Raw genomic sequence first — 25,815 nt, forward strand, 5'->3', positions numbered from 1 at the left:
AGGCGCGGGCCGGAACTCGATGGGAGCGCTCCCATCACCCTGCACCTCCCATGGAAGACAGGTCACATGGACACGTCAAGACACTGGACGCCGCCTTCAGCGCCTGAACAGCCTGCGGAGGCCGAAGAAGGCTGCGACGGCCCCCAGGGCGAGGACGCCGATCTTTATCGTGCCGTTGGAGTTCCCGCCGCCGTCGCTTCCGGAGGCCGAGGAACTCCCGCTCCCGGAAGGCGACTTGGAGCCTCCGCTCCCGGGTGCGTCCTGCGCCTCCACCTCGCTGGCCGCGCCCTCCATGCCGAGCAGGATCTTGGTCCCGTCGGGCGAGTAGGAGACGGACTCCCCCTGTCCGAGCGGCACGCTGATCCGCCCGCCGCGCTTGATGTCGCCGCCGTTCCAGTCGTACCAGATGCCGCCGAGGTACCCGCGTACGACGAGCTGCCTGCCGTCGGGTGAGAACGCGGCGTCGGTCGCCCACAGGTCGACCGGCTCGACGGGCCTGAAGACGTTCGTCCCCGACGAGGACAGGGTGGTGGGTCCCTCGTAGAGATGCCCGCCGTCCTCGTGCTTGTCAATGATGTAGACGCGCCCGGTCTTCGGGTGGACGACCATCGACTCGGCGTCGCGCGAGCCGTCGGTGTACTTCACGACGTACTGCGTGGCCTTGACGGACTGGTCCTTGAGGACCTTCGGCTCGGGCAGCTGGTAGATCCACACGTAGGGCCAGGTGACCCCGTCGTTGTCGCCGATGTCGCCGACCCAGATCTGGTTGTCGGGCCCGATGGCAATGGCCTCGACGTCCCGGGGCGTGCCCACACCGGTCATGGTGATCCTGGCGACGGTCCTCCCGGTGGCGCTGTCGACGGCGTACAGGTACGCGCCGGTGTCCTGGTCGTTGTGGGTCCAGTAGATCCCCGGATGCTGCCGCGAGGCGGCGAGTCCGCTGGACTCGGTGATCCGGGGATCGGTGATGGTGAAGCCCTTGTCCCCCTTACCGTCCCCGTCGGCGGCGGAGGCGGGCACGGCGGCGGGCACGGTGAAGGCGCCCACGAGCAGGATCCCGGCGAGCAGGGCGAAGGGTCGACGCATGACCCAAGTGTCTCTGATCAGCTGAGTGGTCCTGTGCGATCCGCGTGTTGCGGTGTCGGCTGGATCGCTTCCCCTCGGGGCGGGGTGGCGTGGGCGCGGAGATGGAATCCGGCACCCAACGCTGCCCCGCGCACCTGGTGTTTCTCGCCGACGTCGGCACGCGCTGGTGCCGGTGGGCTGCGCGTGGCAGCCGCATCCGGCCCGTGCGAGCGTGTCCCTCCGGACGCCTGCCCGCCGGACCCGAGGGGCCGGTGGGCCGGTGGGCCGGTGGGCCGGTGGGCCGGTGGGCCGAGGGGCCGAGGGGCCGAGGGGCCGAGGGGCCGAGGGGCCGGGTAGGCCGAGGGGCCGGGTAGGCCGGGTAGGCCGGGTAGGCCGGGTAGGGAGAGTGCCCTGCGTCGCCCGGGCGCGGGGGGTGTGAATCTGCGCCGGGTGTCCTACGGCCCCGCCGAGCGGGCCGGGTCGACCGCGGCGCGTGGCCATCTTCACAGCGCCGGGTTGCCCAAGATCTGTTACCCGCCGGTAAGAATCACCGAAGATGAGCGCATGCTGCGATTCATGCCGGTCGGCGACTCGATGACCGTCGGGAGCGCGGGCGAGCACACCTGGCGGTACCGGATGTGGCGGCACCTGCGCGACACATCCGGCGGCCCCTTCGCCCTCGTGGGCCCGCGCGAGACGCTGTACGACAAGGTGGCCGACGCCCCGACGTCGTACGCGTACGCCGATCCCGACTTCCCCCGGGCCCACCTGGCCGGCTGGGGCGAGGGCTGGCTGCACATGGCCCCGTTGATCGGCGAGGCGGTAGGGGCGCACGGCGCTGACGTGCTCCTGGTCTCGCTGGGCCTGATCGACCTGGGCTTCTACACGAACGCGGAGCAGACGGCGGAGAACGTCCGCGCCTTCGTCGCCGAGGCCCGCCGGGCGAACCCCAGGATCCGGATGGCCGTCCTCCCGGTGATCCCCAACGTCCGGGCGGAGTCGGACGCGCCCTTCGCGACGGAGGTGGCCCGCTTCAACGAGCTTCTGGCCAAGGCGATCGCGGACCTGGACGAGCCCCGCTCCCCGCTGCTGCCGGCGTCGCCTCCGTCGTCGTACGACATCAACCTCGACACCTACGACGGCACCCATCCGAACGCGAGCGGCGAGCACAAGATCGCGGCGGCCTTCGCGGACGCCATGTACCAGGCGTGGGACCTCGGCGCGCCCTACGTGGCCGGCTGAGCCGGCACTTCGCACCTGACCGGGGCGGCGCACTCCGACGAGGCGTCGGTGTACGCCGCCCTGAGGTGGGACGGGGTGCGGGAGCGGGCCCGCGCTGTCATGGCGGTCACTTCGGGTCGGCGTTGAACCTCGCGGTCGACCAGCGGTAGCCGAGTACCGCGAGGCCGAGGCACCAGGCGACGGCGATCCATCCGTTGTTGCCGATCTCGGTGCCGAGGAGCAGTCCGCGCAGGGTCTCGATGGCCGGGGTGAAGGGCTGGTACTCGGCGATCGGCTGGAACCAGCCCGGCATCGCGTCGACCGGCACGAAGGCGCTGGAGATGAGCGGCAGGAAGATCAACGGCATGGCGTTGTTGCTCGCGGCCTCGGCGTTGGGGCTGATCAGACCCATGCCGACCGCGATCCAGGTCAGCGCCGTGGCGAAGAGCACGAGGAGTCCGAAGGCCGCGAGCCACTCCAGGGCGGTGGCGTCGGTGGAGCGGAAGCCGATGGCCACACCGACCGCGCCGACCAGGACCACGCTGACGATCGACTGCAGCACGCTGCCGACGACGTGCCCGACGAGCACCGAACCGCGGTGGATCGCCATGGTCCGGAAGCGGGCGATGATGCCCTCGGTCATGTCGTTGGAGACGGAGACCGCGGTGCCGATCGTGGTGGAGCCGATGGTCATCAGCAGCAGTCCCGGGACGAGATACGCGATGTAGTCGGAGCGGTCCCCGCCGTCGATGCCCGCGCTCATGGTGTCGCCGAAGACGTAGACGAAGAGCAGCAACAGCATGATCGGCGTGAGCAGCAGGTTCAGGGTGAGCGAGGGGTAGCGCCGGGCGTGCAGGAGGTTGCGGCGCAGCATCGTGGACGAGTCGCGTACGGCGAGGGAGAGGCTGCTCATCGGACGGTCTCCTTGGGCTGGTCGGTGACGTCGGCGCCGCCGGTCAGGGCGAAGAACACGTCGTCGAGGTCGGGGGTGTGCACGGTCAGTTCGTCGGCCTCGACACCGGCCGCGTCGAGTTGGCCGAGGAGTGCGCGCAGCTCGGACTGGCTGCCGCCGCAGGGGAGTTGCAGGGCGAGGGACTCGTCGTCCCGGGAGACCTCGCGCAGTGCGAGGGCGGCGCCGCGGTAGGCGTCCGGGTCGGTGAAGCGGAGGCGGACGTGCCCGCCGGGGACGAGCCGCTTGAGTTCGTCGGCGGTGCCCTCGGCGACGATCCGGCCGTCGTTCAACACCGCTATACGGTCCGCGAGTTGGTCGGCCTCCTCCAGGTACTGCGTGGTGAGGAAGACGGTGACGCCGTCGGCGACCAGCTCCCTGATGATCTGCCACATGGTGTGCCGGGAGCGGGGGTCGAGGCCGGTGGTCGGTTCGTCGAGGAAGATGATCCGCGGGCTGCCGACCAGGGTCATGGCGATGTCCAGGCGGCGCTTCATACCGCCGGAGTAGGTGGAGGCGGGCTTCCTCGCCGCCGCGGTGAGGTCGAAGCGCTCCAGCAGTTCGGCGGCGACCTGCCGTCCCTCGCTCTTGGACAGATGGTGCAGGTCCGCCATGAGCAGCATGTTCTCCTCGCCGGTGATCAGCCCGTCCACCGCGGAGAACTGGCCGGTGACGCCGATGGAGGCCCGTACCGCCTGGGCTTCGGCGGTGAGGTGGTGCCCGCCCACCCGGGCCTGTCCGGCGTCGGCGGAGATCAGGGTGGAGAGGATCTTGACGACGGTGGTCTTACCGGCGCCGTTCGGCCCGAGGAGGGAGAAGATCGTGCCGGCCGGCACCTGGAGGTCGATGCCGTCGAGGACGGTCTTGTCGCCGTAGGACTTGCGCAGCCCGTTCGCCGCGATGGCCAGGTCGGTCATGGTGCGTGCTCCTTGTGTGGGCTGCGGGTCAGAGGCTGCGGGCGGTGATGTCGCCGTGGGCGGTGGTGGCTCGGACGGTCAGGGCGGCGGCGGAACCCTCGGTGTTCTTCAGGGAGTTGTGAACACGGCCGTGGGAGGTGCCGGCGTCGAGGGAGGCGGAGGCGGCGGTCGCGAGGGTGATGTCGCCCTTCTGCGTGGTCAGCACGACCGCGCCGGTGACGGCCTCGTTGACGGTGATGTCGCCGCGCTGGGTGCTGATCTCGGCGGGTCCGGCAAGGCGGCCGACGGTGACGTCGCCGTCGACGACGGTCAGGCGCAGGCTCGCGGCCTCGTCGATCTTGACCGGTCCGTGGGCACCCTCGAAGGCGATGTCGCCGAGGCGTCCGACGGCCCGGAACTCGGCGGCGGCCGCCTTGGCCTCGACGCGGGAGCCGGCCGGCAGCTGAACGGTGAGTTCGACGGAGCCGGAGGGCCCGAAGTACTGGTTCTTGGCGGCCTGGGCGGTGATCCGCAGGACACCGTCGTCGCCGTGGGTGACCTCGATCCGCTCTGCGGCCTTGGTGTCGCGGCTCTTGGCGGGGTCGGCGGGCCGGATCTCGACGGTGGTGTCGGCGCGGTCGGCGGCGATGACCTGGACGCGCCCGGCGGGCAGGTCGATGACGGCGGTGACGGGGGCGGGGGTGTCGAACTTCTGCATCAGGTGCTCCTGCGTTCGTCGCTGTTTCCGATAGGCGAAAAGCTACGTTGCATTCACGGATTCGACAACGCATTCGTTGCACAATAATGGAATCATCGCTGGTGAACGTGTTAATTTCATTGCAACGATCCTGAAGGTAACGCAACGTCAGCCATGCATCCGTTGCAACAGAATGAAAGCGAACGCTATGCTGCGGACACCAGGAACCACGAAGGAGACCGCGATGCCGGGAGGCAGGCTCACCCAGCAGGAACGTCAGCAGATCGCGCTGGGGGTGGCCGACGGCCTCGCCTACGCGGAGATCGCCCGCCGCCTGGAGCGCCCCACCTCGACCATCACCCGCGAGGTCATGCGCAACGGCGGTCCCACCGCCTACCGCGCCGACCTGGCCCACCGCGCCACCGAACGTCGCGCCCACCGGCGCCGGCAGACCGCACCCCGGGGCACCCAGGCCCCCGAGACGGCCCACGGACGCGACCCCGAGGCGGTGCGCGAGTACGAGGAGACCTTCACCACCGTCCTCATGCAGGCGGGCACGCCCAAGATGATGGCGAGGGTGCTGACCTGTCTCTACACGAGCGACACCGGCAGCATGACCGCCGCCGAACTCGTCCAGCGCCTCCAGGTCAGCCCGGCGTCCATCTCCAAGGCCATCAGCTTCCTGGAGAGCCAGGGCCTGGTGCGCCGCGAACGCGACGAACGCCGCCGCGAGCGCTATGTCGCCGACAACGACGACTGGTACCAGTCCATGATCGCCAGCGCCCGCGGCACCGTACAGCTCGCCGAGACCGCACGGCAGGGCGTGGGTGTCCTCGGCCGGGACACCCCGGCCGCCGCCCGCCTCGAGAACATCGCCCGCTTCCTCGACTTCGTCTCCGAAAGCCTCACCCGCGCCGCGGACCAGGCGCGCGAGCTCCTCCACACGAAACCGGAGCCCCCTTCGGACAGCACCACTTGAGCGACCGACACCCGAGGACGCCGACGAGTGTTCCCGGTCGGCGCCCTGGTGAGCAGGGGAGCGAGACCGGGACTGGACTCGGGCTCGGGCTCGGGCTCGGGAAGCACGCTCCGCTCGTGTCTATGTCATCGCGGATCCGTATCAAGGGCGGTGCCACATCCACACCGACCCCAAGGGCACCGCCGGCGTCGTCGGTCTCACCCTCAAAAAGGATGAGTTCCCCCACGACTGACTGACAGAATCCGCCGCATGGCGATCATCCACAACACCACCCTCAAGCCCACCAAGTTGGAACTCCTCACCACCTGGCTCCCCACCCGCCCCTGGTATCTCGGCGACGGCACACCGGAGTTGGCCAAGGCCGGCGGCTTTCGGCTGGACGACCCGGAGGGCGAGGTCGGGATCGAGTTCATGGTGGCCGTCGACTCCTCCGGCCCCGAACCCGTCGCCTATCTGGCCCCGCTCACCTATCGCGCCGCCCCCCTCCCCGGCGCCGACCACGCCCTCGTCGGCACCATGGAACACGGCGTACTGGGCCCCCGCTGGGCCTACGACGGCATCCACGACCCGGTCCTGCGCACCGAGCTCCTCGCCCTGTTCGAGGGCCGCGCCCAGGCCATGGCCCAGAGCATCAGCGACACCCCCGACCACGAGGTCACCCACTCCTACACGGGCCCCGGCCTCGCCACCGGCCCCGCCGAGGTCACCGACGACCAGGACGGCACCGAACTCCCCCTCCCGGACGGCACGTTCCTCCGCCTGCACCGGCGTCCGCTGCCCACGGGCCCCGAGGGCGCGATCGGCCATGTCTCCGGCGCCTGGGACGCACCGGACGGCACCCGCGTACGGGCCGTCTTCGCGAGCCTGCGCACCCCCTGACAAGGGGGATGTCACACCGGAGGCGACTGTCTCGTCCCGAGAGGTGCAGGCAAGCCTCGATCAAGGAGTGGACGATGAACCTCGCGCTGTGGATCGCCGCCGGACTGCTGGCCACGGTGGCCCTGGCCGGCGGCGTCACCAAGACCTTCGTGCCCAGGCAGAAGCTGGCCTCGGTGCACGGCGGAGGCTGGACCGGGGAGGTGAGCACGGCATTCGTCAAGACCCTCGGCGTCCTCGAACTCCTCGCCGCGGCGGGCCTGGTCCTGACCGCCGCGCTCGGCATCGCACCCGTGCTGGTCCCGGTGACCGCCGTCTGCTGGGTCCTGCTGATGATCGGCGCGATGATCACCCACGGCCGCCGCGGTGAGTCCGCGCTCGTGGCGCTGAACCTGGCCTACCTGGCCCTCGCGGTGTTCATCGCGTGGGGCCGCTTCGGCCCGGAGTCCTTCACCGGCTGACCCACGACGACCAGGGAAGAGGCAATGACCAGGACCGAGGAGTTCCAGGAGCTGCGTCCCCTGCTGTTCTCGATCGCCTACCGGATCCTCGGCAGCGTCGGCGAGGCCGAGGACGCGGTCCAGGAGACCTGGCTGCGCTACGAGACCGCCTCGGCCGAGCCCCGGTCGGTGAAGGCGTACCTCTCGGCCACCGTGACCCGGCTCTCCATCGACGTACTGCGCTCGGCCCGAGTGCGCCGGGAGCAGTACGTCGGCGCCTGGCTCCCCGAACCGCTCCTCGACGACCCCTACGAGGACCCCGAGCGGGCGGCCGAACTCGCCGACTCGGTCTCGATGGCGGCCCTGCTGCTCCTGGAGCGGCTCAGCCCGCTGGAGCGCGCGGTGTTCGTGCTGAGGGAGGTCTTCGACTTCGGGTTCCCCGAGGTCGCGTCGGCGGTGGGCCGTACGGAGGCGGCCTGCCGCCAACTCGCCTCCCGGGCCCGGCGCCACATGGCGGCGGGCCGCCCCCGCTTCGAGGCGCACCGCGAAGAACGCGAGGAACTGGCCTCCCGCTTCTTCGACGCCCTCCGTGAGGGCGACGTCGACGGCCTCCGGGGGCTGCTCGCCGCCGACGCCTCGATGGTCGGCGACGGCGGCGGCAAGGCACCTCAGCTGGCCCGGGCGGTCACCGGCGCGTCGAACGTGGCCCGGCTGCTCGGCTCGGTCTTCCCACGGATGGCCGACATCGCGGTCACCTTCGAGCCGCACGAGCTCAACGGGCAACCGGGTGCGATCTTCCACGACCGGGCGGGCAAGGTTCTCCACACCCTCACCCTCGATGTCCTGGACGGCCGGATCCACATGATCCGGCTGGTGATCAACCCGGACAAGCTGGGCCATGTGGGCCCGGTGGCGGACGCGTGGGCGACACACCGCGAGCTCCAGGCGAAACGGGTCGACGAGGTGGCGGAGGGACTCTGAGGGAGGGCCCTCTCCTAGAACATCGTGTTGTCGTTCGCCGAACTCGCCGGCACGTCCTGCAGCACGTCCCAGTGCTCCACGATCTTCCCGCCCCGCACCCGGAACAGATCGACCACCGCCTGCCCCCGCTCCCCCGGCGCCGGAACATAGTGGCTGTGGACCGCCACCAGGTCTCCCTCCGCGATGACCCGCTTCCGGGAGACCGAGAGCTGCGGGAACGCCTTGAAGTACGCCCCGAGCCCGTCCTTCGCGCCCGCGATCCCGTCAGCGATACCGGGGTTGTGCTGGTGGTACTCCGGTCCCCAGTACCGGTCGATCGCCGACAGGTCCTTCCGGACGATGAGTTGGTCGAAGGCGGCGGTCACCAGCTTCTTGTTGTACTCGGTCAGAAAGCCCGGCCCCGGCTGCGAGGTCTGCGGCCAACTCACCGTGGAGAACATGTCGTTGCCGTTGACCGAGCTGTCCGGGACGTTCTGTCCCGTGTCCCAGTGCTCGGCGATCTTCCCGCCCTGGAAACGGAAGATGTCGAAGACGGCGGAGCCGCGCGTGCCCGGCGTGAGGACGACGTTGGAGTGGACGAGCACGAGGTCGCCGTCGGAGATGACCCGCTTGACGTCGTAACGCGCGTCGGGGAACTGGGCGTGGGCCGAGGTGGCGAGCCCCTTCAGGGTGTCCGCACCGTCGGGGGCGAAGGGGTTGTGCTGGATGTAGTCGGGCCGTACGAAACGGTCGACGACGGCGGTGTCGCCCTGCTCGAAGACGCCCTTGAGGACACGGACGGCGACCGCCTTCTGGTAGCCGAGGCGAGCGGGGTCGTAGGCGTGGCCGGCGAAGACGCCGTGCGGGGCGGGGGCCGCGACGGCGGGTATCGCGGCCGTGCCCAGCAGTGCGGCGGAAGCCAGGAGGGCGACAACTGCCTTGCGGGCAGGCGTGGTGGGGGGCATGGAGCTCTCTTCTCTGAGATCGGCAAAATCTTGAAAGTTCAATCTCATGCGATCCACAGGAAAGCACTAACTCTTGGTTAGCGTCAAGGTCGCTTGCCTGGAGTCCACTCCAAGGCGTTGGCTTGACCACCATGAAGTACACGCAGCTCGGACGCACCGGACTCAAGGTCAGCCGACTCGTCCTCGGCACCATGAACTTCGGCCCCCAGACCGACGAGACCGACTCCCACGCGATCATGGACTCGGCTCTCGACGCGGGCATCAACTACTTCGACACCGCCAACGTCTACGGCTGGGGCGACAACAAGGGCCGTACCGAAGAGATCATCGGCAACTGGTTCGCGAGGAGCGCCGCGAACCGGGACAAGGTCGTCCTCGCCACGAAGGTCTACGGCAACATGGCCGCGGACGGCGAGGCGTGGCCCAACCACGACAAGCTGTCGGCGGTGAACATCCGCCGTGCCGTCGACGCCTCGCTCAAGCGGCTCCAGACGGACTACATCGACATCTACCAGTTCCACCACGTCGACCGCGCCACTCCCTTCGAGGAGATCTGGCAGGCCATCGACACCCTCGTCCAGCAGGGCAAGATCCTGTACGTCGGGTCCTCCAACTTCCCCGGCTACAAGATCGCCCAGGCCAACGAGATCGCCGCCCGCCGGGGCGGCACCATCGGGCTGGTCAGCGAGCAGTGTCTGTACAACCTCTACGAGCGCCGCGCCGAGATGGAGGTCATCCCGGCGGCGCAGGAGTACGGCCTCGGTGTCATCCCCTGGTCGCCCCTGCACGGCGGCCTGCTCGGCGGTGTCATCAAGAAGGAGGCCGAGGGCGGCCGCCGCGCCTCCGGCCGCGCCGCCGACACCCTCGCCGACCCGGCCGCCCGCGCCCGCCTCCAGTCGTACGAGGAGCTGCTGGAGAAGCACGGCCTGGAGCCCGGCGAGGCGGCCCTGGCCTGGCTGCTGACCCGCCCCGGCGTCACGGGCCCGATCGTCGGCCCGCGTACGGCGGAGCAGCTGGAGTCGGCGATCAGGGCGGTCGAGCTGGAGCTGAGCGAGGAGGTCCTGGCGGGCCTGGACGAGATCTTCCCGGGCCCGGGACCGTCTCCGGAGGCCTTCGCCTGGTAGGGCCCTTTCAGGGGCGCGGGGCGGAGTCGACAGGTGGCTCCGCCCCGCGTGCGCGACCGCCCACGACGGCGCGGCAGCCGAAGAGCCGGCCGCGGTTCCCCTGCCTACCTACCTACCGAGCACCGCGGCCAACGCCACGACGACGAACATCATCACCAGCACACCGGCCATGATCCGGTTCCGTGTCTTCGGGTCCACGCATCGAGCCTAACCGCCCCCACCGAGCGCCCAGCGCGCGACCACCTCATAGCGGGGCTGCTCCCCCGGCACCCCGGACGTCGGCAGGTTGCTCCGGACCAGCGCCAGCTCGTCAACGGTCCAGGTGCGGCTGGTGAACCCGTCGAGCACCTCCAGATACGGCGCCACCTCAACCGCCTCCCGACTCCGCGCCACCGTCAGATGGGCCTTGTACCGCCGGTGCTCCCCCATCTCCAGCCCCGCCTTCCGCCCCGCCGCCTCCGCCCGCTCCGCGAGCAGCCGCAGCACCGGCAGCTCGCCGGAGGCCCCCGCCCACAACGCCCGCCCGTGCCCGAACTGCCCACCACCGCGCACGGCCAGCGGGAAACAAGCGGTCCGCCGAGCCGCCCGCTCCAGCCGCGCCGACAGCTCCGGTACGACGGCCTCGTCGACCTCGCCGTAGAACGCGAGCGTGAAGTGCCAGCCGGGGACGCCGGTCCAGCGCAGCCCCTCCGCGCCGGGCAGCTTCCTCGACTCGGCCACCACGGCGGCGAGTTCCTCGGTGACATCCTGCGGAGGCAGCACCGCGGCGAAGAGTCTCATGGGGATCAGCCTGTCACCATGAGGGCATGGAGATCAGCATCAGGGACGGCGGACCCGACGACATACCCGTGATCCTCGGCATGCTCGACAGCTGCGTGGAGTGGCTGGTCGCGCAGGGACGCCCCCGCCAGTGGGGGACCGAGCCGCTGTCCAGGAGCCCGAGGACCGTGGAGTCCGTCGCCCGGTACATCGACGAGGGCAGTGTGTTCATCGCCGAGGCCGACGGTGTCCCGGCCGCGACCCTCACGATCACCGACTCGCCCGGCGCCTATCTGGACCATCTCCCGCCGCCCGGCGAGCCCGAGCGGTACATCCACTGGCTCGCCTCCGACCGCCGCTTCAAGGGCCACGGCGTGGGCAGCCGCCTCCTCGCACACGCCGCCGAACAGACCCGGCGCGCGGGTGTCGCCCTGCTGCGGGTGGACTGCTACGCGGGCGACGACCGCAAACTGGTGGCCTACTACGAGGCCAACGGCTTCGCCCCGACGGACACGTACACCGCCGGGGCGAACAACGACTGGCCGGGCCAGGTACTGGCCATGCGCGTGCTGCCGTAGCGCTCAGGCCGCCGCGGCCAGCTGCTCCCGTGCCTCGCGGGGCACGAACCGGACATGCGGGTGGCCGCGGTTCCAGCCGACCGACAGACGCAGGTTGCCGACGCGGGCCAGGACCAGGCCGATCGTCACGGCCGCCGCCGCGGCGATCGCGCCGCCCACCGCGAGGCCGGCGCGGACGCCGTACGCGTCGGTGATCCAGCCGGCGATCGGCGCGCCGATCGGGGAGCCGCCCATGAACACCATCATGTACAGGGCCATCACCCGGCCTCGCATGGCCGGGTCGGTGCCCATCTGGACGCTGGTGTTCGCGGTGACGTTGACCGTCATGCCGAACATCCCGATCGGGGCCATGAGCAGGGCGAACAGCCACAGCGAGGGGGCGAGCGCGGCCACGATCTCCAGCGTGCCGAAGGCCACCGCGCCCACGACCAGCACCCGCATCCTGGCGGTCCCGCGCCGGGCCGCGAGGAGGGCGCCGGCCAGGGAGCCGACCGCCATCACCGTGTTGAAGAGGCTGTAGGAGCCCGCGCCCGCGTGGAAGACGTCGTCGGCGAAGGCCGAGAGGTAGACGGGGAAGTTGAAGCCGAAGGTGGACACGAACCCGACCAGGACGATGGTCCAGATCAGCTCGGGGCGTCCGGCCACGTAGTGCAGGCCCTCCCGCAGCTGTCCCTTGGCGCGCGGGGCGCGCTCGACGACGTACAGCTCACGTGCCCGCATCATCAGCAGGCCGACCAGCGGGGCGACGAAGGACAGGCCGTTGGCGAGGAACGCCCAGCCGGTGCCCACGCCGGTGATCATGACGCCCGCGACCGCGGGGCCGATCAGCCGGGCCGACTGGAAGTTGGCGGAGTTCAGGCTGACCGCGTTCTGGAGCTGGTCGGGGCCGACCATCTCGGAGACGAAGGACTGGCGGGCCGGGTTGTCGACAACCGTCGCGAGACCCACGGCGAAGGCGGCGAGATAGACGTGCCAGACCTGGACGTGGCCGCTCAGGGTGAGGACGGCGAGCGCGATACCGGTGGCGCCCATCGCGGACTGGGTGAACAGCAGCGCGCGGCGCTTGGGCAGCCGGTCGACGAGGACACCGCCGTAGAGACCGAAGAGCAGCATCGGCAGGAACTGCAGGGCCGTCGTGACGCCGACGGCGGTGGCGGAGCCGGTGAGGCTGAGCACCAGCCAGTCCTGGGCGATGCGCTGCATCCAGGTGCCGATGTTGGAGACGACCTGGCCGGCGAAGAACAGGCGGTAGTTCCTGACCTTCAGCGAGCTGAACATGGATGACTTGCGGGACACAGAGGTAGAAGGGATCGGTGCGGGGGCGGAAGGTGCTCCGGGTCCCGTACTCAAAGTGCGTTCGCCTCCTCTTCGCGGCTTACAGGTGTGCGAGTTTCTCCAGCACGGGGGCGGCTTCGCGCAGTTTCGCCCACTCGTCCTCGTCGAGGCCGTCGACCAGGGTGGCCAGGAAGGCGTTCCGCTTGGCGCGGGACTCCGCGAGCATGGCCTCGGCCTGCTCGGTCTTCGTGACGACCTTCTGGCGCCGGTCCTCGGGGTGCGGCTCCAGCCGGACGAGTCCCTTGGCCTCCAGCAGCGCCACGATGCGGGTCATCGACGGCGGCTGGACGTGCTCCTTGCGGGCGAGCTCACCCGGGGTGGCCTTGCCGCAGATGGAGAGGGTGCCCAGCACCGACATCTCGGTGGGGCTCAGTGACTCGTCGACCCGCTGGTGCTTGAGCCGACGGGACAGTCGCATCACGGCTGATCGCAGGGAGTTCACGGCGGCAGCGTCGTCGCCATGGGTAAGGTCCGGCATCTCTTTAGCGTAACTCATTACTCTCGCTAAACAAGCTGGCGCGCACCGGGATTCCCGTGACTCCGGCCACTGAAACCCGATCTTCACCCATACGAGTGAGTCCATGGCGGAATGTGAACGCCGCTCGGCAGGGGCGGCGACCCTCGTCTCCATGGGGACCAGCGTGCTCAGCCTGCGGATAGACGGGGAGCTGCTCGACCGGCTCCGGGACCATGCGGCCAAAAGGGGGATGAGCGTCCAGGACTATGTGGTCCGAACGCTCATCCGGGACGACTTCGACGAGCGGTTCCAGAGTGCCGTCGACGAGACCGAGAAGTTCTACGGGGTGACGTGAGGGATCACGTGAGACCCAGCGCCGGCATCAGGTAGTAGAAGCCGAACACCGCGGCCACGACGTACATCGGAACCGGCACCTCCCGGCCCCGTCCGGCCGCCAGGCGCAGCACCACGAAGGTGATGAAGCCCATGCCGATGCCGTTGGTGATCGAGTAGGTGAACGGCATCATCACCATGGTGATGAAGGCCGGGATCGCGATGGTGTAGTCGGCCCAGTCGATGTCGCGGACCGAGTTGGCCAGGATCATGAAGCCCACCGCGAGCAGCGCGGGGGTCGCGGCCTGGGACGGGACCATCGTGGCGACGGGCGTCAGGAAGAGGGCCACGGTGAAGAGCCCGCCGGTGACGACGTTCGCGAAGCCCGTGCGCGCGCCCTCGCCGACGCCGGCGGTCGACTCCACGAAGGCCGTCGTCGCCGACGACGAGCTCGCGCCGCCCGCGGCGACCGCGAGGCCGTCGACGAAGAGGACCTTGTTGATGCCGGGCATCTGGCCCTGGGCGTCGGTGAGCTTGGCCTCGTCGGAGACGCCCATGATCGTGCCCATCGCGTCGAAGAAGCACGACAGCAGGACCGTGAAGACGAACAGGACGCCGGTCAGCACGCCGACCTTGTCGAAGCCGCCGAAGAGGCTGACCTTGCCGAGCAGGCCGAAGTCGGGGGTGGCGACCGGGTTGCCGGGCCACTTCGGGGCCGTGAGCCCCCAGGACGGGACCTTGGCGACGGCCTCGATGATCATCGCCACGACCGTCATGGTGACGATCGAGATCAGGATCGCGCCGGGGACCTTGCGGACGATGAGCGCGAGGGTGAGCAGGGCGCCCAGGATGAACACCAGGACGGGCCAGCCGTTGAGGTGTCCGTCGGCGCCGAGCTGGAGCGGGACGGTGGTCTGGGCGATGTCCGGGATGCGGGAGACGAAGCCGGAGTCCACGAGCCCGATCAGCATGATGAACAGGCCGATACCGATGGAGATCGCCTTGCGCAGCCCGAAGGGCACCGCGTTCATCACGCGCTCGCGCAGGCCCGTGGCGACCAGCAGCATCACGACGAAGCCCGCCAGGACGACCATGCCCATCGCGTCCGGCCAGGACATCCGGGGCGCGAGCTGGAGCGCGACGACCGAGTTCACGCCGAGCCCCGCGGCCAGCGCGATCGGGACGTTGCCGACCACACCCATGAGGAGCGTGGTGAAGGCCGCGGTCACGGCGGTCGCGGTGACCAGCTGGCCGTTGTCCAGGTGATGGCCGTACATGTCCTTGGCGCTGCCGAGGATGATCGGGTTCAGCACGATGATGTAGGCCATCGCGAAGAAGGTGGCGAAGCCGCCCCGGATCTCACGCGGCAGGCTGCTGCCCCGCTCGGAGATCTTGAAGTAGCGGTCGAGGGCGGTCGGCATTGGATGTTCCTACGAGCAGAAGTGGACAGACGCAAACTGTTTCAGTATGAACGTATGAGGTCGGGGGGGCCATCTCCGCGCGTAGATGTGATCGCCTCGTAAGCTGTCCCCCATGGCCGGCTTTTTTTCGGGACCCCTCAAGCACGAGGCTCCGGAGCCCCTGGAGGGCCCCGTGGTCGCCACCGTCACCGGTGGCACGATCCTCTGGTTCGTGCTCTTCCTCGTGCAGCTGCCCTTCTACGGCTGGTTCGCGGACCACGACCACACCTGGTGGCTGTGGACCTGCCTGGCCGGGGGCGTGCTCGGGCTGTACGGCACCTGGTACGTCCGCAAGCGGGACGCGGCGATCAGGAAGGCGGCCGGCCCGGACTCCGCCGCCTCCCCTGCTGCCGAGTGACGAGCGCCCCCTAGTACCGAGGCATCACTCGCCTGTTCCCGTCTCCTCCCCAGGTCGGAACTTCCGGTCACTCGGCGGGTGAAGCCGCAAAACCGCACGTACCGTCGAATGCATGACGCACATCGACGCGGGCGCCGAACTCGACCGCACGACGGCCCTGTCCCCGGCGGTGACCGGGCTGTCCGCGGCCGAGGTCGCCGAGCGGGTGGCGCGTGGCCAGGTCAACGACGTGCCGGTGCGCAGCAGCCGGACGCTGGCGGAGATCGTCCGGGCGAACGTCTTCACCCGGTTCAACGCGATCATCGGTGTGCTCTGGCTGGTCATGCTGTTCGTCGCGCCGTTCCAGGACAGCCTCTTCGGGTACGTCATCCTCGCCAACACCGGGATCGGCATCGTCCAGGAGTGGCGGGCCAAGAAGACCCTCGACTCGCTCGCGGTGATCGGTGAGGCGAGGCCGACCGTACGGCGCGACGGCACCGCGACCCCGGTCAGCACCTCGGAGATCGTCCTCGACGACCTCATCGAGATCGGGCCCGGTGACAAGGCCGTGGTCGACGGTGTGGTCGTGGAGGCCGACAGCCTGGAGATCGACGAGTCCCTGCTGACCGGCGAGGCCGACCCGGTGGTGAAGCGGCCCGGCGACCAGGTGATGTCCGGGAGCTTCGTGGTCGCCGGCGGCGGCGCCTTCAGGGCCACCAAGGTGGGCCGGGAGGCCTACGCCGCCCAGCTCGCCGAGGAGGCCTCCCGGTTCACCCTGGTCCACTCCGAGCTGCGCTCCGGCATCTCCACGATCCTCAAGTACGTGACGTGGATGATGGTCCCGACCGCGATCGGCCTGGTCATCAGCCAGCTGTTCGTGAAGGACAACGACCTCAAGGACTCCATCGCCCGGACGGTCGGCGGGATCGTGCCGATGGTCCCGGAGGGGCTCGTCCTGCTGACCTCCGTCGCCTTCGCCATCGGTGTCATCCGGCTTGGCCGGAAACAGGCCCTCGTTCAGGAACTCCCGGCCATCGAGGGCCTCGCCCGCGTCGACACGGTCGCCCTCGACAAGACCGGCACCCTGACCGAGGGCGGCATGGACGTCACCGAGCTCAGGCCGCTCGAGGGCGCCGACGAGTCGTACATACGCAAAGTGCTGGGCGCCCTCGGCGAGTCGGATCCGCGGCCGAACGCCTCCCTCCAGGCGATCATCGACGCCTACCCGGACGTCGAGGAGTGGCGCTGCACCGAGTCGCTCCCCTTTTCCTCCGCCCGCAAGTACAGCGGGGCCACCTTCAGCGAGGGCGACGGCGAGTCCAGCACCTGGCTGCTGGGGGCGCCCGACGTGCTCCTGCCCCCCGAGGACCCCGCCCTCGCCGAGACCGGGCGGCTCAACGAGCAGGGACTGCGTGTGCTGCTGCTGGCCCGGGCCTCCCGTGACCTCGACGATCCCGAGGTCGCCCGGGAAGCACGTCCGGCCGCCCTCGTCGTAATGGAACAGCGGCTGCGGCCCGACGCGGCCGACACCCTGCGCTATTTCGCCGAACAGGACGTCCGCGCCAAGGTCATCTCCGGGGACAACGCGGTGTCGGTCGGGGCGGTGGCGGCCAAGCTGGGGCTGAACGGCAGCGTGGTCGACGCGCGTGAACTGCCCGCCGACCCGGACGGGATGGCGAAGGCGCTCGACGAGGGCACGGTGTTCGGGCGGGTCACCCCGCAGCAGAAGCGGGACATGGTGGGAGCGCTGCAGTCACACGGGCACACGGTCGCGATGACCGGTGACGGGGTCAACGACGTGCTCGCCCTGAAGGACGCCGACATCGGGGTGGCGATGGGCTCCGGGTCGGAGGCCACGCGGGCGGTCGCGCAGATCGTGCTGCTCGACAACAGCTTCGCGACGCTGCCGTCCGTGGTCGCGGAGGGCCGCCGGGTCATCGGCAACATCACCCGGGTCGCGACCCTGTTCCTGGTGAAGACCGTCTACTCGGTGCTGCTGGCGGTCCTCGTGGTGTGCTGGCAGGTCGAATACCCCTTCCTGCCACGGCACTTGACGCTGCTGTCGACGCTGACGATCGGTATCCCGGCCTTCTTCCTGGCCCTCGCGCCCAACACGGAACGCGCGCAACCGCACTTCGTGCGGCGGGTGATGCGGTACTCGATCCCGGGCGGGGTGGTGGCGGCGATCGCGACCTTCGTGACGTATCTGATCGCCCGGCACCACTACACGGGGACGGGCTCGTTGGACGCGGAGACCAGTGCGGCGACCCTGACCCTGTTCCTGATCTCGATGTGGGTGCTGGCGATCATCGCCCGCCCGTACACCTGGTGGCGGCTCGCGCTCGTCCTTGCGATGGGCCTCGGATTCGTCCTGGTCCTGGCCGTGCCCTGGCTCCAGGGCTTCTTCGCGCTGAAGCTGGTGGGGGTGACGATGCCGTGGATCGCGGTCGGCATCTCGGTGGTGGCGGCGGCCGCCCTGGAACTCCTGTGGAGGTGGGTCGACCGCCGCGGTTCGGCTTGACGCCGGGTGCGCCCCTTGCGGGGAGCGTTCTACTGGACGTCGACGAAGTCGCCCGCCGCGCTCACGCCCGGCGTCGTCGTCGTGCCCGCGAAGCTGTAGCGGTAGTAACCGTCGGCCGTCGCCGTGGTCGTCGTCTTCAGGGCGCCCGTGGACGTCGTCTTGATGGTCTTCAGGGTCGTGTAGGTGCTGCTGCCCTTCTTGCGGAACTGGAGCTTCACCGGCTGGGTCGAGTAGCCCGCGTACGTGTTGGTGTCCCAGTTGGCGCGGGCCAGCTTGCCCGTGACGGTGATCGTCTTGCCCTTCTTCACCGGCTCGGGGGAGGCGTTGACGGTGAGGGTGGACCGGCGCTGGAGGTGGGTGGTGCCGAGGTCGCCCTGCCAGGTGACGTCGTCGCTGCTGTCGTTGCCGGCGACAGCGCCCAGCTTCCAGGTGCCCGCCTCGCTGCTGACCAGATCGACGTCCGAGTCGGAGGACTTCGGGCGGAACTGGATCTTGGCGGAGCAGTGCAGGACCGTCGAGGAGGCCACCGTGCAGGTACCGGCGTCGTCACCGGCGAGGAGGTCATCCGAGTCCGGACCGAGAGTGGCACCGCGGTAGAGGACCGGCAGGGTACCGAGGGTGTTCGGGTCCAGGCTCGCGGGCTTGGTCACGGTGTAGGTCGCCGAGACCGTGACCGTCGACGTCGTGCCGACGACGATGTTCTTGCCGCTGTTGACCTTCAGACTGGAGAAGGTGACGGCGGGCCCGGCCGTGGCGGCCTGCGCGGCCGGCACGGCGAGGGTGGAGAGTGCCACGGCGCCGGAGGCGACGAGGACGAGGGCGCGTATGCGCATGTGCGTTCCCCATGAGGAGAGAAGGATCTCGGAGTCTGATGACTCAGTCCTTAGATCCGTCACTCACGCGACCGGTTGTACGCGTGGGGCGTGATTTTGTCCGCACATGCGCAACGCTTTACTTCAAGCTGACCTACTTGACGTCGACGAAGTCACCCGCGGCGTTGACCGCCGGGGTGGTGGAGGTGCCCGCGAAGCTCCAGCGGAAGAACCCGTCGACCGTGGCCTTGACCGTGGTCTTCAGGTCACCCCTGTTGTTGGTCTTGACGGTCTTGAGCGTGGTGTAGGTGTTGGAGTCCTTCTTCCGGAACTGCAGCTTCACCGGCTGGGACGTGTAACCGGCGTACTTGCGGGTCTCCCAGTTGGCGCGCGTCAGCTTGCCGGTGACGGTGATGGTCTTGCCCTTCTTCACCGGCTCCGGGGAGGCGTTGACGGTGAGCTTCGAGAGGCGCTGGACCCGGTGGGTGCTGTAGAAGTCGTTCCAGTAGATGCTGCCGGCCTCGTCGTTGGCGAGGACACCCGCCGTGACGTGCCAGGTACCGGCCAGCGAGTTCATGTACAGGTCGCTGCCCGGGACAGCCGTGATGGTGAGCTTGCAGTTCGAGGTGGTGGCGTTGACCGCGGTGCAGCTGGCGGCCTCCTCGTTCGGCGGGAGCCAGCCGTCGACGTGGTCCAGGTCCTTGCCGTGCCACAGGTCGATGTAGGCGTCCTGGATGCCGGCGGAGTGGCTGGCCGTCAGGGAGACGGTGAACTTCTTGGCGGCCGTCGTACCGAGGACGACGTTCTTGGCACCGTTGATCGTCACCTTGGAGACGACCGGCAGCTCCTCCGCGGCGGCGGCCGTGCTCATCACCGACCGGGAGACGCCGAAGCGCTCGGCGGCGGTGGTCTTGTCGATACCTCCGTCAGCGGCCTGCGCGGCCGGAACGGCGAGGGCGGAAAGGGCCAGGGCACCGGAGACGGCGGCCACGGTGGCACGTATACGCATGTGTTCCCCACGTGAGATGAGTGGGTCTGTGTGACCCACTGTTCAGACAAACCAGTGGGGCGAAAGGTTGCATGACTGGTAAGAGTTTTGTGTGAGCATCGTCTACACCCTCGTCCGTTATCCGCAGGATGACGACTGTCCGGACGCGTCCACCGACGTCACCGCGGTGGGCGCGGAAGCCTGGGGAGAACTCCTTGGGATGGCGCCGGAACAACTGGCCGACGTGTATCCGCTGACGGAGCAGCACGCCGAGCGCGTCGCGCAGTTGACCGGCATCGCGCTCGACCTGGAGAAGTACGACTACTTCCTGGAACCCGAGGAGGACCGTTCCGCGTGAGACTCGCCATCTCCCGTTACCCGAAGGACGGCGAGTTCCTCGACTCGTCCGTCGATGTCACCGCGGTCGGCGTGGACGTCCTCGCGGACCTCGTGGGGATGGGGCCGGACGAGTTGGTCGGTGATGTGCCGCTGACGGAGGAGCATGCCGAGCGCGTCCGGCAGTTGACCGGCATCGCGCTCGACCTGGAGAAGTACGACTACTTCCTGGACCCCAGCTCCGGCTGAGCCGCTCAGTCGAACCAGCGGTCCCTGGCCAGTTCCTCCGTGCGGGTCGGGTCCTCCAGGAGGGCTGCCACCTCGAAGCGCCGGGGCCACTGGCCCGCCGCCCAGGCCAGGCCCGCGGCAACGCCCTCCAGGGTGGACGCGTGCAGGACGCCGTCGTTCGTCAGGCGCCAGTCGATCTCCACGCCGTCGACGACGAGTTCGTCGTGCTCGACGTAGGTCGACGGGGTCCGCGCGCCCAGCAGCACCCGTACCGGCTCCGGTACGTCGTGCTCGGTGCCCTCGGAGTCGACGGAACCGGTGACGGACTCGCTGAGCCGGCGGACCTGGAAGAGTTCGGCCAGCTCGGCGGCCCGGGACGGGCGGACCGGCAGCAGGGGGACGCCCTGCGTGAAGGGCAGCAGGTCCGGCGAGTCGACGACCACCGCGTCGGCCGCGTCCACGACCTCCACCCGGCCGTCGGTCACGGCCCGCAGCTCGTCGGGCAGGGTGACCTGTTCCGGGTCCAGGTCGGCCAACGCGCTGTAGAGGGCGTGCAGTTGGCCGGAGGACACCGGCCGCTCCGGGTCGGCCAGCCGATCGAGGAGCTCGGCGGCGCCCCCCGGCTCCGCCAGCAGCGCGGCCACCGACGTCCGTACACCCAGTGCCCGCAGCACCTGCTCGTCGTCGAACCCGGTCGCGTCCGCCTCGTCGTACAGGCCGCGGAGCAGGGGGTCCCCGCCCGCCGCCAGCAGACCGGCGGGGCGGCGGCCGTCGAGCACCGGGTTCCCGCGCAGCCACCAGGCGGTGTACGGCCGTACGACCTCGTGCGTGCCGTCCGGCAGGAGGATGCGGACCTGCTGGGTCAGGGCGTCCCTCAGGGGCGGCTGAGCCAGCAGAGCCAGGGCCTCGGGCCACTTGTCCTCGTCGACCAGGTCGAGATCGCGTACGGCGACCAGTTCGGTGGCGACCGGCGGTACCGGGCTGTCCGGGAAGCGGTCGAGGATGTCCTCGCACCACACGTCCACGGCGTCCAGCAGCCCGGCGTCGTCCGGTTCGGCGAAGTCGCCCTCGCGCGGCTCCAGTTCGTCGGGGTCGAGGACCACATCCGTGGCCCGGACCAGGGCGAAGTTGGCGAGCACCCCGCAGGCCGCGAGGGGCTGTTCGCCCCACTTCCCGGCCAGGTCGGCGTCCACGTAGGCGAGTTCGTCCTCGCGCATGACCTGGGCGAACGGGCTGCCGGGGAGGACGAGTTCACCGGCGGGGACCAGCTCGCCCTCCTCGTCGGGCAGGGCGAGCGCGCCCAGCCACGGCTCCTCGCCGGGCTCCAGGCCCGCGTCCCGGACGAGCGCGAGGACGGTGTCCGCCAGCTCCTCGGCGTCCGGGGTGTCCTCCTCCCAGCTCATGCCCCCGTCGTCGTCCAGGGAGGCGGCCACGGCGGCCCGCACCTGGGGCGTGGTGAGCACCGCGCGCGCCGTCGCGGGCAGCGCGCCCAGCTTCTCCAGGAGCGGGTGGGCGGCGGCCGGGTGGGCGACCTTGAGGCCGAGCCGGGCGAGGATCTCGGCGTCGATCACGGGCCCGTCCGAGGTGGGCAGCAGCACCTGCCGGGGCCCGATCGTCGTACGTCCGTCGGCCAGCGGCACGGGAAGCCCGGAGAGCCGGTCGGGGTCGACGCCCGCGAGGCTGTCGTAGAGCCGCTGCCACCACTCCGGTTCCTTCTCCAGGCCCGCGAGCCGGTCGATCGCCTCGGTCAGCGGGACCCGGGCGACGCCCAACGTCCGCAGTTCCACCCGCCGTTCGAGACCGGCGGGCAGCAGCGTGGGCAGCACCTCGGCGAGCACCCGTACGGTGTCGGCGCCGGCCCCCTCGACGACCTCGGCCTCGCGCGGGCGCAGGGCCTGCGGCAGTTCCGAGTCGTCGCCGGGCTCGAGTGCGGGCGGGAGGAAGGCGGTGCGCGGAAGGCGCTCGAGAACGGCCTGCCGCAGCGCCCCGTCCAGCTCCCCCTTGCCCAGCGGGCCGGGCACCAGCGCGATGATCCCCTCGCTCACCGGGCGCCAGCCGGCGAGCAGTTCGGCGTACACGTCCGCCGCGCGCTGCACGAGGAAGTCGGTGAGCGGGCCGGGTGCCGCGTGCCGGCGGGTGGTGTCCAGCGGGAAGGACGCGATGAGCAGCGCGGGGACGCCGAGCGGTTCGTCGCTGGGCGTCGGGGCGTGCACGACGGGGCTGGTGCGGGGGTGGGCCGGGGTGCCGTCGGGGTCGGCGGGCACGGCCCAGGTGAGCGACCAGTGCGGTCGCAGCCGCTCCTCGACGGGCCGGCCGGCGAGCAGTTCGGGGGTGAGCGGCCCGTGCGCGGACGCCGTACGCCACCGGGTCGTACCGTCTCGCGAGTCCTCCACGACGGTGAGGTCGGCCTCGGTGCGGCGGCTGATCGTACGGGTCGTGTCCGTCTCGATCACGACCTCCTCGAGCCCGGGGAGGGCGAGGAGGAGGGCGTCGTCGACGGCGTCGAGAAGACGCTCGGCGAGGTCGGCGGCGGCGGTGTCACGCAGCGGGAGGATGACGACGGTGTCGTAGGGGTCGGGCGCGCTGCCCTCGGCGGCGAACGGGAGCCGCAGCAGCGGGACGTGGCCGTCGCGGCGGCGGATCTCGTCCCCGAGTCCGGGACTGTGCCGTGCCGTGTCGGCGGCCTCGTCGCGGGCCTCGGCGAGGGACCAGCGGACCCCGCCGTGGCGGCCTACGACGGCGGGCTCGTCGGTGACGGCCAGCACCGCGGCGAAGCCGACGCCGAAACGGCCGACCGAGCCGTCGGCGTTGTCGCGCTTGGCGGAGGCGCGCAGCGTGGAGAGGGACTCGACACCGGCCGCGTCCAGCGGGGCGCCGGTGTTGGCGGCGAACAGGACGCCCTCGCGGAGGGTGAGCCGCAGCCGTCCCGGCACCCCCGCTCTCGCCGCCGCGTCGGCCGCGTTCTGCGCGAGTTCGACGACGAGCCGGTCCCGGTACCCGCCGAGGACGAGGTCCTCCTCGGCGTTGGCGTCCTCCCGGAACCGGGCGGGGCTGGTCGCCCAGGCGTCCAGCACCCCTCGCCTGAGGCGGGCGGTCCCGAACGGGTCGGCACCCTCGGCAGCGGGCCGCACGAACTTGCTCACGTTCACACTCTCCTCGTCGGCGTGACGACGAAGGTACCGCGACGAGCGGGGACCATGACTCGGGGAGGGCTCGCGGCGCGACGCCGACGGGCGGCGGGGTGTGCGCCCCGCCGCCCGTCGGTGTGGATGCACGTGCCGGGTTACCGGGCCGCGTAGCCGAAGCGGCTGCCGGCGGCCGGGAGGCCGCCCGTGCCGGGCTGGTACGTGGTCACCGCGGCGACCGTGCCGCCGGCGGTCACGTTGGACAGCGGCAACGCGTGCAGGGCGCCGTACGTGGACGGGCCGTTGGGCATGCCGACGTACAGGCGGGTGCCGGTGAGGTGAAGGCTGCTGCCGACGGCCTGGTTGGCGCCCGGGGTGCCGGGGATGCCGTCGCCGTCGCCGGCCTCCAGCCAGCGGTCGTTCGCACCCGGCGTGCCGAGCAGCGAGAAGGTGTGGACCGCGCCGGCCTTGGCGACCGAGCCGACGGCCTCGCCGGGGACACCGACCGCGAGCTTCATCGTCGCCGTGGTGCTCACCGAGCGCGGCGCGGTGTTGACCGCGGTGACGGTCTCGCCCATGCGGTCGCCGGGCTCGGCGGAGCCGCTGACGTCGTCGTCGGCGGTGCCCTGCTTGAGCTCGGCCAGCTGGCTGCCGGCGCCCGCGGCGGTGACACGGAAGAGGATCACCCGGCCCGCGTCCGGGTTGGGGGCGTCGCCGACCGGCAGGTCCTCGCCGGGTGAGCCGATCGCGAGGATCGAGTCGGTGGCGGCCGTGGCACCCGAGGGGCGGTACTCGGTCAGGGAGAGCGACTTGCCGAACTCGTCGCCCGCCTCGGCGCCGCCGGAGACGGAGTCGAGGTCCTGGTCGAGGCCGAACAGCGGCTTGGGGTGGCCGTCGGCGTGCAGGGTGTGCGAGAAGACGGCGAGGTTGCCGGACGCGGCGTCGCCGCCGATGTCCTCGTTGGGGGCGCCGACCGCGATGTGGTTGGCGTCGGCCGCGACCGAGGTGCCGAAGCCGTCGTTGGCCTCGGCGCTGCCGGGCACGTCGGTCTTGTCCTGGTGGACACTCGCGTTGACCTTGCCGCGCAGGTAGAAGGCCATGCCCGCCTTGGTGACGGTGCCGAGGGACTCCCCGGGCACACCGATCACGACGTACGGCTCACCCGCCGCGGTCTCCCCGGCCGCGAGGGCGTGGCCCATGCGGTCGCCGGACTCGGAGCTCGACGCGGCGATGGCGCCCGCGCCCTCGCCCTGCTGGAAGTGCGTGACCTTCACGGTGCCGGTGCCGAGGCCGCCGGTCGCGCCGTGCAGGACGTCGACCATGCCGCCATCGGTGGCGGTACCGAGGTCCTCGCCGGGGGTGCCGACGACGAGGTCGGTGCAGCCGTCCTGGTCGTAGTCGACGGTGTCGATCGCCTCGCCGAAGCCGTCGTTCGCCTCGGCGGAGCCGGAGACCCAGGCGAGGGACTGGTTGATCTCCGCGGTGCCCTTGCCGCCGCCGTAGACGACGCGGACGAGCCCGGCGCCTGCGTTCCCGCCGACGGTGGCCCTGGGGTCGGAGACGGCGATGTCCTCGACGCCGTCGCAGTTGAAGTCGGTGACGGGCGCGGGGCCCGTGGTGGCGGACACCCAGGAGGCCAGGTCGTCGGAGCGGGCGGCGATCGCGCCGGTGCGGGTCTCCGTCTCGCCCAGGCAGCCGCCCTGCCAGGACCGGCTGCCGACGCCGACCAGTTCGGCGGTGCCGTTCGTCTCACGGAGCAGGGGGGCACCGGTGTCGCCCTGGCACAGGGCGCCGTTCTGGCCGGTGATGGTGAGGTCGTCGGTGCCGACCGCGTTCACCGCGAAGGCAGTGCTGTGCGCGGTGGCGGTCAGCCAGTCGCCGGCGGTGCGGCCGTAGCCAACCGCGCGGAGCTGGTCGCCCGCGGCGGGGGCGGTGCTCGCCACGGTCACGGGGGTGACCCCGGTGACCGGGCGGGCGAGCCGGGCCAGGACCAGGTCACGGCCGGCCCGCGGCACCAGCTGGACCACGGCGCTGGTCTTGCCCGCGACGGTGGCGGTGGCCGACAGGGCGGGCTTGCCCGCAGCGACGGTGGGCACCTCGACGTCGGCGGCGAAGCAACTGGCCGCGGTGAGGATCCAGTCGGAGGCGACGAGGGCGCCGCTGCACGCGCGGGCGGTGTCGTCGGCGCCGAGGGCCACGTTGGCGGTGAAAGCGTAGGAGCCCGTGCCGACCGGATCGCCGGCGACGGCGTGCGCCGGGACGCTGAGCAGGGCTCCTGCGGTGGCGACGACCGCCACGAGCGCCGCACCGACGGCGGATCTCGGGGCGGAGGAGTTGATGGAGGTCACGTTTCTCGATTCCTTGACGCTGGGCA

Annotated in this window: 25 protein-coding genes; 12 read left to right on the plus strand and 13 right to left on the minus strand. The window is 70.7% G+C overall.

Annotated features, from left to right (window positions below):
• Window positions 1-96: 96 nt before the first annotated feature.
• Window positions 97-1,086 carry a WD40 repeat domain-containing protein gene (locus tag ABZT93_RS22140; protein WP_356106853.1) on the minus strand — a complete coding sequence of 330 codons (990 nt, stop codon included), beginning with the start codon at window positions 1,084-1,086 and terminating at the stop codon, window positions 97-99.
• 543 nt (window positions 1,087-1,629) lie between these two features.
• On the opposite strand from ABZT93_RS22140, the gene ABZT93_RS22145 reads away from it, so the two are divergent.
• On the plus strand, window positions 1,630-2,307 hold the full coding sequence (locus tag ABZT93_RS22145) for an SGNH/GDSL hydrolase family protein (RefSeq protein ID WP_356106856.1): 678 nt from the start codon (window positions 1,630-1,632) through the stop codon (window positions 2,305-2,307).
• A 106-nt stretch (window positions 2,308-2,413) separates the two neighbouring features.
• Here ABZT93_RS22145 and ABZT93_RS22150 read toward each other — a convergent pair whose 3' ends face one another.
• The 3 genes from ABZT93_RS22150 to ABZT93_RS22160 are packed head-to-tail and all read right to left on the minus strand — an operon-like array spanning window position 2,414 to window position 4,849.
• Window positions 2,414-3,199, minus strand: a complete 786-nt coding sequence (locus ABZT93_RS22150) for an ABC transporter permease (RefSeq protein ID WP_356106859.1) — start codon at window positions 3,197-3,199, stop codon at window positions 2,414-2,416.
• Window positions 3,196-4,152, minus strand: coding sequence for an ATP-binding cassette domain-containing protein (locus ABZT93_RS22155; RefSeq protein ID WP_356106861.1), 957 nt, complete (start codon window positions 4,150-4,152; stop codon window positions 3,196-3,198). Before ABZT93_RS22155 ends, ABZT93_RS22150 begins: the two co-directional genes overlap by 4 nt.
• Window positions 4,153-4,180: 28 nt before the next feature.
• Entirely contained in the window at window positions 4,181-4,849 is a 669-nt protein-coding gene (locus tag ABZT93_RS22160; protein WP_356106864.1) for a DUF4097 family beta strand repeat-containing protein, read from the minus strand.
• 223 nt (window positions 4,850-5,072) lie between these two features.
• On the opposite strand from ABZT93_RS22160, the gene ABZT93_RS22165 reads away from it, so the two are divergent.
• From ABZT93_RS22165 to ABZT93_RS22180, 4 genes are all read left to right on the plus strand, one after another.
• On the plus strand, window positions 5,073-5,807 hold the full coding sequence (locus tag ABZT93_RS22165) for a helix-turn-helix domain-containing protein (RefSeq protein WP_356106867.1): 735 nt from the start codon (window positions 5,073-5,075) through the stop codon (window positions 5,805-5,807).
• Window positions 5,808-6,056: 249 nt separating this feature from the next.
• Window positions 6,057-6,686, plus strand: coding sequence for a 1,4-alpha-glucan branching protein (locus ABZT93_RS22170; protein ID WP_356106870.1), 630 nt, complete (start codon window positions 6,057-6,059; stop codon window positions 6,684-6,686).
• 74 nt (window positions 6,687-6,760) lie between these two features.
• Window positions 6,761-7,144: a DoxX family protein gene (locus tag ABZT93_RS22175; RefSeq protein WP_356106872.1), complete on the plus strand. Its 384-nt coding sequence runs from the start codon at window positions 6,761-6,763 to the stop codon at window positions 7,142-7,144.
• Between the two features lie 24 nt (window positions 7,145-7,168).
• Window positions 7,169-8,104 (plus strand): RNA polymerase sigma-70 factor, encoded by a 936-nt coding sequence (locus ABZT93_RS22180; protein ID WP_356106875.1) that lies wholly within the window; start codon window positions 7,169-7,171, stop codon window positions 8,102-8,104.
• Window positions 8,105-8,118: 14 nt separating this feature from the next.
• Here the strand turns inward: ABZT93_RS22180 and ABZT93_RS22185 are convergent, their stop codons facing one another.
• The gene (locus ABZT93_RS22185) at window positions 8,119-9,048 is read right to left on the minus strand and encodes a nuclear transport factor 2 family protein (RefSeq protein ID WP_356106878.1); all 930 of its coding nucleotides are present in this window, start codon (window positions 9,046-9,048) and stop codon (window positions 8,119-8,121) included.
• Window positions 9,049-9,179: 131 nt separating this feature from the next.
• On the opposite strand from ABZT93_RS22185, the gene ABZT93_RS22190 reads away from it, so the two are divergent.
• On the plus strand, window positions 9,180-10,172 hold the full coding sequence (locus tag ABZT93_RS22190; RefSeq protein WP_356107012.1) for an aldo/keto reductase: 993 nt from the start codon (window positions 9,180-9,182) through the stop codon (window positions 10,170-10,172).
• A gap of 207 nt (window positions 10,173-10,379) precedes the next feature.
• Here the strand turns inward: ABZT93_RS22190 and thpR are convergent, their stop codons facing one another.
• On the minus strand, window positions 10,380-10,952 hold the full coding sequence (gene thpR / locus ABZT93_RS22195; protein WP_356106881.1) for an RNA 2',3'-cyclic phosphodiesterase: 573 nt from the start codon (window positions 10,950-10,952) through the stop codon (window positions 10,380-10,382).
• A 26-nt stretch (window positions 10,953-10,978) separates the two neighbouring features.
• Between thpR and ABZT93_RS22200 the strand changes: the two genes are divergently transcribed.
• Window positions 10,979-11,509 carry a GNAT family N-acetyltransferase gene (locus tag ABZT93_RS22200; protein WP_356106884.1) on the plus strand — a complete coding sequence of 177 codons (531 nt, stop codon included), beginning with the start codon at window positions 10,979-10,981 and terminating at the stop codon, window positions 11,507-11,509.
• A 3-nt stretch (window positions 11,510-11,512) separates the two neighbouring features.
• Here the strand turns inward: ABZT93_RS22200 and ABZT93_RS22205 are convergent, their stop codons facing one another.
• Both ABZT93_RS22205 and ABZT93_RS22210 read right to left on the minus strand, forming a co-directional pair.
• Window positions 11,513-12,787: an MFS transporter gene (locus ABZT93_RS22205; RefSeq protein WP_356106887.1), complete on the minus strand. Its 1,275-nt coding sequence runs from the start codon at window positions 12,785-12,787 to the stop codon at window positions 11,513-11,515.
• 97 nt (window positions 12,788-12,884) lie between these two features.
• Window positions 12,885-13,322 carry a MarR family transcriptional regulator gene (locus ABZT93_RS22210; RefSeq protein WP_037709597.1) on the minus strand — a complete coding sequence of 146 codons (438 nt, stop codon included), beginning with the start codon at window positions 13,320-13,322 and terminating at the stop codon, window positions 12,885-12,887.
• Between the two features lie 103 nt (window positions 13,323-13,425).
• On the opposite strand from ABZT93_RS22210, the gene ABZT93_RS22215 reads away from it, so the two are divergent.
• Complete coding sequence (locus tag ABZT93_RS22215) at window positions 13,426-13,656, plus strand: ribbon-helix-helix protein, CopG family (protein ID WP_356106890.1); 231 nt, start codon at window positions 13,426-13,428, stop codon at window positions 13,654-13,656.
• Between the two features lie 4 nt (window positions 13,657-13,660).
• Here ABZT93_RS22215 and ABZT93_RS22220 read toward each other — a convergent pair whose 3' ends face one another.
• Window positions 13,661-15,055, minus strand: a complete 1,395-nt coding sequence (locus tag ABZT93_RS22220) for an NCS2 family permease (RefSeq protein ID WP_356106892.1) — start codon at window positions 15,053-15,055, stop codon at window positions 13,661-13,663.
• Window positions 15,056-15,167: 112 nt separating this feature from the next.
• Between ABZT93_RS22220 and ABZT93_RS22225 the strand changes: the two genes are divergently transcribed.
• Both ABZT93_RS22225 and ABZT93_RS22230 read left to right on the plus strand, forming a co-directional pair.
• A complete protein-coding gene (locus tag ABZT93_RS22225; protein WP_356106895.1) occupies window positions 15,168-15,452 on the plus strand; it encodes a DUF2530 domain-containing protein in 285 nt (94 codons plus the stop codon).
• A 112-nt stretch (window positions 15,453-15,564) separates the two neighbouring features.
• A complete protein-coding gene (locus ABZT93_RS22230) occupies window positions 15,565-17,952 on the plus strand; it encodes a cation-translocating P-type ATPase (RefSeq protein WP_356106898.1) in 2,388 nt (795 codons plus the stop codon).
• A gap of 29 nt (window positions 17,953-17,981) precedes the next feature.
• Here ABZT93_RS22230 and ABZT93_RS22235 read toward each other — a convergent pair whose 3' ends face one another.
• Together ABZT93_RS22235 and ABZT93_RS22240 are read right to left on the minus strand one after the other, a co-directional pair.
• Entirely contained in the window at window positions 17,982-18,785 is an 804-nt protein-coding gene (locus ABZT93_RS22235) for a hypothetical protein (protein WP_356106900.1), read from the minus strand.
• Window positions 18,786-18,918: 133 nt separating this feature from the next.
• Window positions 18,919-19,773, minus strand: a complete 855-nt coding sequence (locus ABZT93_RS22240; RefSeq protein ID WP_356106902.1) for a calcium-binding protein — start codon at window positions 19,771-19,773, stop codon at window positions 18,919-18,921.
• 91 nt (window positions 19,774-19,864) lie between these two features.
• Between ABZT93_RS22240 and ABZT93_RS22245 the strand changes: the two genes are divergently transcribed.
• Both ABZT93_RS22245 and ABZT93_RS22250 read left to right on the plus strand, forming a co-directional pair.
• A complete protein-coding gene (locus ABZT93_RS22245; protein WP_356106903.1) occupies window positions 19,865-20,110 on the plus strand; it encodes a hypothetical protein in 246 nt (81 codons plus the stop codon).
• A complete protein-coding gene (locus ABZT93_RS22250; protein WP_356106905.1) occupies window positions 20,107-20,337 on the plus strand; it encodes a hypothetical protein in 231 nt (76 codons plus the stop codon). Before ABZT93_RS22245 ends, ABZT93_RS22250 begins: the two co-directional genes overlap by 4 nt.
• Window positions 20,338-20,342: 5 nt before the next feature.
• Here ABZT93_RS22250 and ABZT93_RS22255 read toward each other — a convergent pair whose 3' ends face one another.
• A complete protein-coding gene (locus ABZT93_RS22255; protein ID WP_356106906.1) occupies window positions 20,343-23,459 on the minus strand; it encodes a molecular chaperone Hsp90 in 3,117 nt (1,038 codons plus the stop codon).
• A 140-nt stretch (window positions 23,460-23,599) separates the two neighbouring features.
• A complete protein-coding gene (locus ABZT93_RS22260; RefSeq protein ID WP_356106909.1) occupies window positions 23,600-25,789 on the minus strand; it encodes a trypsin-like serine protease in 2,190 nt (729 codons plus the stop codon).
• Window positions 25,790-25,815: the final 26 nt, after the last annotated feature.

The sequence above is a fragment of the Streptomyces sp. NPDC005303 genome, from assembly GCF_040607335.1.
In the GTDB taxonomy this organism is placed as follows: domain Bacteria; phylum Actinomycetota; class Actinomycetes; order Streptomycetales; family Streptomycetaceae; genus Streptomyces.